At 73.6% G+C, this 9,871-nt stretch carries 8 protein-coding genes; all 8 read left to right on the plus strand.

Going from position 1 to position 9,871, the window contains the following annotated elements:
• The first annotated feature begins 101 nt into the window (after positions 1-101).
• Positions 102-233 carry a hypothetical protein gene (locus tag ACFFKU_RS17320; protein WP_380139931.1) on the plus strand — a complete coding sequence of 44 codons (132 nt, stop codon included), beginning with the start codon at positions 102-104 and terminating at the stop codon, positions 231-233.
• Complete coding sequence (kdpF, locus tag ACFFKU_RS17325; RefSeq protein ID WP_380139933.1) at positions 230-319, plus strand: K(+)-transporting ATPase subunit F; 90 nt, start codon at positions 230-232, stop codon at positions 317-319. The genes ACFFKU_RS17320 and kdpF overlap by 4 nt, the downstream gene beginning before the upstream one ends.
• A complete protein-coding gene (gene kdpA / locus ACFFKU_RS17330) occupies positions 319-1,917 on the plus strand; it encodes a potassium-transporting ATPase subunit KdpA (RefSeq protein WP_380139934.1) in 1,599 nt (532 codons plus the stop codon). The genes kdpF and kdpA overlap by 1 nt, the downstream gene beginning before the upstream one ends.
• Positions 1,914-4,052, plus strand: coding sequence for a potassium-transporting ATPase subunit KdpB (gene kdpB / locus ACFFKU_RS17335; RefSeq protein ID WP_380139936.1), 2,139 nt, complete (start codon positions 1,914-1,916; stop codon positions 4,050-4,052). The genes kdpA and kdpB overlap by 4 nt, the downstream gene beginning before the upstream one ends.
• Position 4,053: 1 nt before the next feature.
• Entirely contained in the window at positions 4,054-4,626 is a 573-nt protein-coding gene (locus tag ACFFKU_RS17340) for a potassium-transporting ATPase subunit C (protein ID WP_380139937.1), read from the plus strand.
• Positions 4,627-4,641: 15 nt separating this feature from the next.
• Positions 4,642-7,212: a DUF4118 domain-containing protein gene (locus ACFFKU_RS17345; RefSeq protein ID WP_380139939.1), complete on the plus strand. Its 2,571-nt coding sequence runs from the start codon at positions 4,642-4,644 to the stop codon at positions 7,210-7,212.
• Positions 7,209-7,883, plus strand: coding sequence for a response regulator (locus ACFFKU_RS17350; protein ID WP_380139941.1), 675 nt, complete (start codon positions 7,209-7,211; stop codon positions 7,881-7,883). The genes ACFFKU_RS17345 and ACFFKU_RS17350 overlap by 4 nt, the downstream gene beginning before the upstream one ends.
• Positions 7,884-7,988: 105 nt before the next feature.
• Positions 7,989-9,431 (plus strand): HNH endonuclease signature motif containing protein, encoded by a 1,443-nt coding sequence (locus tag ACFFKU_RS17355; protein ID WP_380139943.1) that lies wholly within the window; start codon positions 7,989-7,991, stop codon positions 9,429-9,431.
• The last annotated feature ends 440 nt before the right edge of the window (positions 9,432-9,871 follow it).

Here is a 9,871-nt window from a genome sequence, read left to right on the forward strand (position 1 = left end):
CGGGGGACGGGGCGGGGTGGTCCACCGGTGTCAAGGAACCGTCAGGATCGCGGGCCCGCGCGTCAGGGAACCGTCAGCGTCGGCCACGGTCCCCGTCCGGGGTGCTGACCTGGTCCGGTCCGTCCTCCCTCTCGACCCTGGAGCTCCCCGTGCTGGACGTCGGGCTGATCGCCCTGACCCTCGTCCTCGCGCTCGTCGCGATCCTGCTCGTCGCCGCGTTGGACGCGCGATGAGCGCCCTGTCCGTCCTCGCCCTGGCGCTCGCGGTCGGCCTCGGCATCTACCTCGTGATCGCCCTGCTGCACCCGGAGAAGTTCTGATGGGCGAGACCGCCGCCGGACTGGCGCAGATCGGACTGCTGGTGGCCCTGCTGGCCGCGGCGCACGTCCCGCTGGGGGACCTGCTGGCCCGCACGGCCACCTCCGGGCACCACCTCCGGGTCGAACGGGGCACGTACCGCCTGCTGCGCATCGACCCCGATGCCGATACCCGCTGGAGCCGGTACGCGGCCGCGGTCCTGGCGTTCTCGCTCGTGTCCGTGCTGGGGCTCTACGCGCTGCTGCGCCTGCAGGGGGTGCTCCCCGGTTCGCTCGGCCGACCGGGCATGGACCCGCTGCTGGCCTGGAACACCGCCGTGTCCTTCGTGACCAACACGAACTGGCAGTCCTACTCCGGTGAGGCGGTGCTCGGGAACCTCGCCCAGATGGCCGGTCTCGCGGTGCAGAACTTCCTCTCCGCCGCCGTCGGGCTGGCCGTCGCGTTCGCCCTGGTGCGCGGCTTGGCCGCGCGCGGCACCGGCGGGGTCGGGAACTTCTTCGTCGACCTGGTCCGCATCCTGCTCCGGATCCTGCTCCCGCTGGCGGCCGTGGCCACGGTCGTCCTCATCGGTCTCGGCGTGGTGCAGGACCTGCGCGGCGGCGGGCTCGGCGGACCGGTCGCCACCCAGGAGGCGATCAAGCTGCTGGGCACCAACGGGGGCGGTTTCTTCAACGCCAACTCCGCCCACCCGCTGGAGAACCCCTCGCCGCTGTCCAACCTGGTCGAGATCTTCCTGCTGCTGGTGATCCCGTTCAGCCTGCCGCGCGCCTACGGCGTGATCGTGGGCTCCGTGCGCCAGGGACTCGCGGTCGTCGGGGTCATGGCCGTGCTGTGGGGCGTGTCCGTGGCGCTCACCACCTGGGCGCAGGTCGCCCGCGGCACCCTGGAGGGGCAGGAGGTGCGGTTCGGGACCTGGGGTTCGGCGCTGTTCGCGGCCAGCACCACGGCCACCTCCACGGGTGCGGTGAACTCCATGCACGACAGCTTCTCCGCCGCCGGCGGGGGAGTGGTGCTGCTGAACATGCTGCTCGGTGAGGTCTCCCCGGGCGGTGTCGGGTCGGGTCTGTACGGGATGCTGGTCCTGGCGATCCTCACGGTGTTCCTGGCCGGCCTCATGGTCGGGCGGACCCCGGAGTTCCTGGGGAAGAAGATCGGCCGGCGTGAGATGACCCTGGTCTCGCTCTACCTGCTCGTCACCCCCTTCGTGGTCCTGGTCGGCACCGCCCTCGCGCTCTCCTCCGACGCCACCCGCGCGGCCCTGCTGAACAGCGGCCCGCACGGCCTCACCGAGATGCTCTACGCCTTCGCCTCGGCGGGGAACAACAACGGCAGCGCGTTCGCCGGCCTCGGCGCGAACACCCCGTTCTTCAACCTGGCCCTCGGGCTGGCCATGGCGGTCGGGCGGTTCGTGCCGCTCGTGCTCGTGCTGGCCCTGGCCGGCGCCTTCGCGGGGAGTTCCCCGACCGCGCCGACCCCCGGGACCCTCTCGACCCGGTCGGTCACCTTCTCCGGCCTGCACCTCGTGGTCGTCGTCGTGACGACGGCCCTCACCTTCCTCCCGGCCCTCTCCCTGGGCCCCGTCGCGGAGTCGCTCCTGTGAATTCCTCCACCCTCACCCCGACCGCACCCGACGTGCCCGGACCGGGTCCGGGACCCGCCACCCCCGCGCGCGGGCCGCGGACCCCGGCCGGAGCGTTCAGCCCGCGCCAACTGGTGGCGTCGTTGCCGGACGCGGTGCGCAAGTTCGACCCGCGTCACCTCGTGCGCACACCGGTCCTGCTCGTCGTCGCGGTCGGGGCGCTGCTCTGCACCGGGCTCGCGCTGCGGACCCCGACCGTGTTCGCCTGGACGATCGTCGCCTGGCTCTGGATCACCGTGCTGTTCGGGAACCTGGCCGAGGCCGTCGCCGAGGGGCGGGGTCGGGCCCAGGCGGCCTCGCTGCGTGCGGTGAACCAGGAGACCGTGGCCCGCCGGATCGGGCCGGACGGTCGTGAGGAGCAGGTGCCGTCCTCCGGTCTACGGCCGGGTGACCTCGTCGCGGTCGCCGCCGGTCAGGTCGTCCCCGGCGACGGCGACGTCGTCGAGGGCGCGGCCAGCGTGGACGAGTCGGCCATCACCGGGGAGTCCGCCCCCGTCATCCGCGAGTCCGGCGGGGACCGCAGCGCGGTGACCGGGGGGACGACGGTCCTCTCCGACGAGATCCGGGTGCGCATCACCGCGCGCCCCGGGGAGAGTTTCCTGGACCGGATGATCGCCCTCGTCGAGGGGTCGGCCCGGCAGCGCACGCCGAACGAGATCGCCCTGAACATCCTGCTCGCCTCGCTCACCCTGGTCTTCCTGCTGGCCGTGGTGACGCTGCAGCCGTTGGCGATCTACTCCGGACGCCCCCAGGACGTCCTCGTGCTCGTCGCCCTGCTGGTCTGCCTCATCCCGACCACGATCGGGGCCCTGCTCTCGGCCATCGGCATCGCCGGGATGGACCGGCTGATCCAGCGCAACGTCCTGGCCCGGTCGGGTCGGGCGGTCGAGGCGGCCGGCGACGTCGGGACCCTGCTGCTGGACAAGACCGGGACCATCACGCTGGGGAACCGGCAGGCCCACGAACTGCTCGGCGTCGCCGGGGTCACCGCCGCGGAACTGGCCACGGCCGCCCGGGCCGCCAGCCTGGCCGACGAGACGCCCGAGGGACGTTCCGTGGTGACCCTCGTGGAGTCCCACGGCGGGACCGACCGGGCCCCGGCCGAGGGGGACCGGGCCGAGTACGTCGCGTTCACCGCGCAGACCCGGATGAGCGGTGTCGACCTCGTCGGCCCCGGTGGGCGTCGGGAGATCCGCAAGGGCGCCGCGGCGACCGTCACCGCCTGGATCCGGACGAACGGGGGCGAGGTCCCGGCCGAGCTCACCGCGCTGGTCGACACCGTCTCCACCGCGGGCGGCACCCCGCTGGTCGTGGCCGAACGGGTCGCCCCCGTGGGCGAGGGGGCGGGGACCGTCCGCGCCCTCGGCGTGATCCACCTGAAGGACGTCGTGAAACCCGGGATGCGGGAGCGGTTCGACCGGTTGCGCGCCATGGGGATCCGGACCGTCATGGTCACCGGGGACAACCCGCGCACCGCACGGGCCATCGCCGCCGAGGCCGGGGTCGACGACGTGCTGGCCGAGGCCACCCCCGAGGACAAGCTGGACCTGATCCGCCAGGAGCAGGCCGGCGGACGGCTGGTGGCGATGATGGGCGACGGCACGAACGACGCGCCCGCCCTCGCCCAGGCCGACGTCGGGGTGGCCATGAACACCGGGACCACCGCGGCCAAGGAGGCCGGGAACATGGTCGACCTCGACTCCGACCCGACGAAACTCATCGAGATCGTCGAGATCGGCAAGCAGCTCCTCATCACCCGGGGCGCGCTCACCACGTTCTCGATCGCCAACGACGTCGCCAAGTACTTCGCCATCCTGCCGGCGATGTTCGTCACGACGTTCCCGCAGCTGCAGGCCCTGAACGTCATGCGCCTCTCGACCCCGGAATCGGCCATCGTGTCCGCGGTGGTGTTCAACGCCCTGGTCATCGTGGCGCTCATCCCGCTGGCCCTGCGAGGGGTGCGCTACCGCCCCACGGGCGCGGCCTCGCTGCTCCGGCGCAACCTCGTCGTCTACGGCATCGGGGGCGTCCTGGTCCCCTTCGCCGGGATCAAACTCCTCGACCTCGTCCTCACCCACGTCCCCGGGATCGGCTGACATGTCCCTGCTCCTGCGTTCCACCACCCTGCTGCTGCGACCGGTGCGGGCCGCGGTCCTGCTGCTGCTCGCGGCGACCCTCGTCCTCGGGGTGCTGTTCCCGCTGGCCGGGGTCGCGCTGGCCCGGGTCCTGCCGTCGGCGTCGGTGCCGGTCGCGACCGCCTCGACGCTCGACGCCTCGGGCTTCGTCGGCCGCCCCTCCGCGGGGTCGAACGACCCCCTCGCCTCGGGGGGCAGCAACCTCGGCCCGAACGACGAGGGCCTGCTGGCCGAGCAGGCCACCCGCCGGGCCGAGGTGGCGGCCCGGGAGGGGGTCCCCGCCGCCGACGTGCCCGACGACGCGGTCACCGCCTCCGGCAGCGGACTGGACCCGGACATCTCCCCGGCCTACGCCGAGCTGCAGGTGCCCCGGGTCGCGCGGGAGACCGGCCTCGGCGAGGCCGAGGTCCGGGAGCTGGTGGCCCGCAGCACGAGCGGGCGCACCCTCGGCGTCCTGGGGGCCCCGCGCGTCGACGTGGTCACGCTGAACCGGGCGCTCGCCCGGGCCCTGGGCGACGCCCCCGCGGTCGGCTGAGGGACGATCGCTGTCGTGGTGGAGTCCAGGGCGCAGGGGCGGCTCCGGGTCTTCCTCGGGGCCGCGCCCGGGGTCGGCAAGACGGTGGCGATGCTCGACGAGGCCCGTCGGCGGGCCCGACGCGGCACCGACGTCGTCGTCGCCGTGGTCGAGACCCACGGCCGGGTGCGGACCGCCGAGGCCCTGGAGGGTCTGGAGCTCGTCGCGACCCGGGCGGTGGAGCACCGGGGGATGACGGTCGCCGAGCTCGACCTCGACGCGGTCCTGGCCCGCGCGCCCGAGGTCGCGGTGGTCGACGAGCTCGCCCACACCAACGCACCGGGGTCGAGGAACGCCAAGCGGTGGCAGGACGTCGCCGAACTCCTGGCGGCCGGCATCGACGTCGTCTCGACCGTGAACATCCAGCACCTGGAATCGCTCAACGACGTGGTCGCCGACATCACCGGGGTCGAGCAGCGGGAGACCCTGCCCGACGGGGTCCTCCGCGCGGCCGACCAGGTCCAGCTGGTCGACATGACCCCGGAGGCGTTGCAGCGCCGGCTCTCCCACGGCAACGTCTACGCGGCCGAGAAGATCGACGCGGCCCTGTCGAACTACTTCCGGCTCGGCAACCTCACCGCGTTGCGCGAACTGGCCCTGCTGTGGCTGGCCGACCGGGTCGACGAGGGGTTGGCCCGCTACCGCCGGACCCAGGGGATCGAGAAACCCTGGCCGGCCCGCGAACGGGTCGTCGTCGCGCTGACCGGGGGGCCGGAGTCGGCGACCCTCGTCCGCCGGGCGGCCCGCATCGCCGGTCGCGGGGCCGGGGGAGAGCTGCACGCGGTCCACGTCGTGGCCGGCGACGGGGTGCTCGGGGGTTCGCCGAGCCGGTTGGCCGAGCAGCGCGCGTTGGTCGAGTCCCTGGGCGGGACCTACCACCAGACCACCGACGAGGGCGAGGGGGTGGCCGCCACGGTGCTGGAGGTGGCTGCCGGGTTGAACGCGAGCCAGGTCGTCGTCGGGGCCAGCCGGCACGGCCGGTTGCGCGCCCTGCTGCGGCAGGGGGTGGGCGAGGAGGTCGTGCGGAACTCGGGTTCCCTGGACGTCCTGGTCGTGCCGCACGAGCACACCGCGGGCAACCGCGGGCTGCCCCCGCGGGCCCGGGCCGCGCTGTCGGTGGGACGGCGGTTCTGGGGCTGGGTCCTCGCGCTGGCCGGACCCGCCCTGCTGACCCCCCTGCTGCTCGCCCTCGGTCCCCAGGACCTCTCGACCGACCTGATGGCCTTCCTCGTCCTCGTGGTCGCCGCCGCCCTGGTGGGGGGCTGGTGGCCGGCCGTCGCCGCGGCCCTGGCCGGCAGCCTGGCCGTGAACTTCTTCTTCACCCCGCCGCTCGGGCAGTTCGCCGTGGCCCGGCCCACCAACGCGGTCGCCCTCGCGGTGTTCCTGCTCGTCGCGGTCGCGATCTCGGCGACCGTGGACGCCGCCGCGCGACGGAGTCGGGAGGCCGCCCGTCGCCGGGCCGAGACGGAGGCGCTGGCCGTGCTGACCCGCACCGTCCTCACCGCCGAACGACCGCTGGAGGAGGCCCTGGCCCACACCCGGACCACGTTCGGGGCCGACTCGGCCACCCTGCTCGAACGGGACGCCACCGGCGGGTGGGTCGAGGTGGCGCGCGTCGGGGAACCGCCCTGCCCGGTGCCGGCCGCGGCCGACGCGGGGGCCGCCGAGGTCGACGACACCTGCCTGGCCCTGCGCGGGCGGTTGCTGTCGGGGGCCGACCGCCGGGTGCTGGAGTCGTTCGCGGCGCAGGTCGCGGCGCTGCGGCAGCGGCAGCGGTTGGCCCGCCAGGCCCGGCACGCGCGGCGGCTGGAGGAGGGTGACGCCGTCCGGGGGGCGTTGCTGACCGCGGTGTCGCACGACCTGCGGACCCCGTTGGCGACGTTGCAGACGGCCTGGGAGAGCCTGCAGGCCGAGGAGGATGGGCACCTGGCGCTGCCCCCGGCCGACCGCGCGGAACTGCTCCGGGAGGTCGGGAACTCCTCGCACCGGTTGCAGCGGTTGATCGACGACCTGCTCGACGTCTCGCGGATCCGGTCCGGTGTCGTGCAACCCCGGTTGGTCGACGTCGGTCTGGAGGAGGTCGTGCTGCCGGTGCTCGCCGAGCTCGACGACGTCGGGTCGCAGCGGGTATTGGTGGACGTCGCCGAGGACCTGCCGACCGTCCGGACCGACCCGGGTCTGCTGCGTCGGGTCGTCGCCAACCTGGTGCAGAACGCGCTGCGGCACAGCGGCTCCGGGACGGTGGAGGTGGTGGCGTCGGTGTCGGTGGAGGCGGGCCGCGCCGGGATGCGGCTGCTCGTCGCCGACCACGGGCGCGGGGTGCCGGACGCCGCCAAGGAACTCGTGTTCACCCCGTTCCAGCGGTTGGACGACCGGGGGACGACCGGGCTGGGCCTCGGGCTCGCCGTGGCGCGCGGGCTGACCGAGGCGATCGGCGGGCAGCTCGGCGCGGAGGACACCCCGGGCGGTGGCCTCACCATGGTCCTGGACCTGCCGCTCTCCGCGGCGGGGTCGGCGGATCCGACGGTGGACGGGGGTGACGGGTGAGCCGGGTGCTGGTGGTCGACGACGAACCCGGCCTGCGGCGCGCCCTGGCGATCAACCTCGGGGCCCGCGGGTGGCAGGTCGAGGTGGCCGCCGACGGGGCGAGCGCGCTCGACCTCGCGGCCTCGGCCCATCCCGACGTCGTGCTGCTCGACCTCGGCCTGCCCGACCTGGACGGACTCGACGTCATCGCCGGGATCCGCGGGTGGAGCCCGGTCCCGATCATCGTGCTCAGCGCCCGGACCTCCTCGGCCGACACCGTCGACGCCCTCGACGCCGGCGCCGACGACTACGTGACGAAACCCTTCGCGATGGACGTCCTGCTCGCCCGGCTGCGCGCCGCCCTGCGCCGCGCCCCCGCTGCGGGCTCCGAGGACGTCGTGGTCGCCGGTGAGCTCACCATCGACCTGCCCCGGGCGGTGGTCGAACGGGCCGGGGTCCCCGTCCGGTTGACCCCGACCGAGTGGTCCCTGCTGCACGTGCTGGTCCGCGACCGCGGCCGCCTGGTCGGGCGTCGACAACTGCTGCAGGAGGTCTGGGGCCCGGAATACGAGCGGGAGACGAACTACCTCCGGGTCTACGTGGCCCAGTTGCGCCGCAAGCTCGAGGCCGACCCCGGGCGCCCGCGGCACCTGCTGACCGAACCCGGGATGGGGTACCGGTTCGAGGCCTGACCCGCCGATGCCTGGTACGGTCAGCGTGGTCGGAACCGTTGCGGCAGAGCGAGTATTGAGACAGTAACCCTTGATCGCGACGACGATGTCGAGGAGAATTCGCACATGGGTGCGGAGGTTGTCGAGTCGGTGGACATGGGGGAGCGGCTGGCCCCTCGCGACGCCTTGACCGAGTTGTTGCAGGCCTCTGAACGGCTCCGTTCCACCGGCCACGCGATGGCGATCGACGCCGTGGTCGCCCTGCTGGGTCACGTCCGGCTGGAGCACCCCGACGTGACCCGGGCCCGCAACCTGGGCTGCACCCGCGACGGGGAGAAACTCACCCCCGAACTCCTCGGCCACCTCGTCGCCGAGGTGGCCGCGATGATCCTGGCTGAGGCGCGGCACCTCTCCCACCTGCAGGCGATCGGTCAGGTCGGGGATGCCCTCGACGCCCTGGCCGACCCGGTCCTGCACGACGCGTACCGGGCCGGTGCCGTCACCGCCACCCACCGCGCGGTGATCCGACGGGCGCAGGACCGCCTCGCCGCCCGCGAAGCCACCCTCGTCCCGGTCCAGGGTTCCGACGGGGTGCGGGTCGGGGCGTTCGGGGAACCCGTCCTCGACGGTGGCGCGCTCGCCGCAGCGCGGGCCGAACTCACCCGCAGCGCGCTCGGATTCATCGCGCAGGTCCAGCCGACCCCGCAACAACTGACCCGGCACTGCACGAAGGTCATCCGCCGACTCACCCCCGACCACGTCCCCGCCACCGTCCGGGTCGCCGAGGCGACCCGTCACGTCTCGGTGGACCTCTGCGACACCGGTGAGGACTCCGGCCTGACCGCGCACCTCACCGCCCTGGTCGGCAAGGACATCGCCCTCCGCTTCGACCGGTGGCTCACCAGCGCCGCCGACGCGGCCGCTGACCACGCCAAGATCACCGGGGCGGCCGATCACCGGACCCATCAGCAGCGCCGCGCCGACGTGTTCACCGACGTCCTGACCACCGCGATGCGCGAGGGCGTCCCCGCCCTGTCCGACCCGACCGAGCTTGCTGAGGCGGGTGAGGTGAACCCGGTGAAGCACGTCCGGACCCACCGCCCCGCGTCCAGCACCACCGTGCACGTGACCATCGCCGCGCGGACCCTGCTCGGTTTGGACGACGAACCCGGTGAGGTCGCCGGGATCGGACCGGTCCCCGCCGCCCTCGCCCGAGCGCTCGCCGCCGACGGGGACTGGCGGAGAGTTCTCACCGACCCGGTCACCCATGAGGTTCTGGACGTCTCACCCCGGGTCTACCGCCCCGGTGCCGCTCTCCGCCGTTTCGTGCAGGCCCGGGACAGGACCTGCACCACCCCGGGCTGTCTGGTCCCGGCGATCGACTGCGACCTCGATCACCGGATCCCGTTCGAGGAAGGCGGGCGGACGGTCCGGGCGAACCTGCACGCCTCCTGCCGCCGACACCACCGGCAGAAGACGCTGTACGTGTTCGAGACCCGCGCCGCTCGCCGCCGGCGGGCGGTGACGGTCGCCGCGTCGACCTGGCCGGGAGACGAGCCCCCGTTCTAGGTTTTCGCGGAGTTGCTTGGCGCTCCCTCGCAGAACTCCTGCGGTGCCCCTCGCCGCCGACCCAAACACGCCGTGACCGATCCGAGCGGACCCGCGAGCTCGGGATCAAAAGTGGAGTTCGTCAGATCTTGTGACGACGCTGAGTGGTGGGCCATAGTCTCTCCGTAGTCAAGATCGTGGTGCCGGGGGTCTTGTCCTCGGCCGCGACAGTGCGACACGGCAAGGGGCGTGGCAATGAGCCAGCAGCGGGGTACCGGTTTGGCGGGGCGGAAGCGGTTGCTGCGGCTGACGTCGTGGGGTGTCCTGCTGGGGTTCGTCGTCGGTGGTGTGGAGATCCTCGACCCGACGTCGTTGACGACGTGGTCGGCGCAGGCAGCTGCACTTCGTGCGGCGCAGCCCAGTGAGACCCCGGTGGAGGTCCGCGAGGACGCGATGGATGC

Source organism: Kineococcus gynurae (genome assembly GCF_042433995.1).
GTDB classification, from domain to species: domain Bacteria; phylum Actinomycetota; class Actinomycetes; order Actinomycetales; family Kineococcaceae; genus Kineococcus; species Kineococcus gynurae.

What these genes read in the sequence shown, in the direction of transcription:
- kdpF (WP_380139933.1), top strand. Translation starts at nt 230, where the DNA reads ATGAGCGCCCTGTCCGTCCTCGCCCTGGCGCTCGCGGTCGGCCTCGGC.
- kdpA (WP_380139934.1), top strand. Translation starts at nt 319, where the DNA reads ATGGGCGAGACCGCCGCCGGACTGGCGCAGATCGGACTGCTGGTGGCC.
- ACFFKU_RS17340 (WP_380139937.1), top strand. Translation starts at nt 4,054, where the DNA reads ATGTCCCTGCTCCTGCGTTCCACCACCCTGCTGCTGCGACCGGTGCGG.
- ACFFKU_RS17355 (WP_380139943.1), top strand. Translation starts at nt 7,989, where the DNA reads ATGGGTGCGGAGGTTGTCGAGTCGGTGGACATGGGGGAGCGGCTGGCC.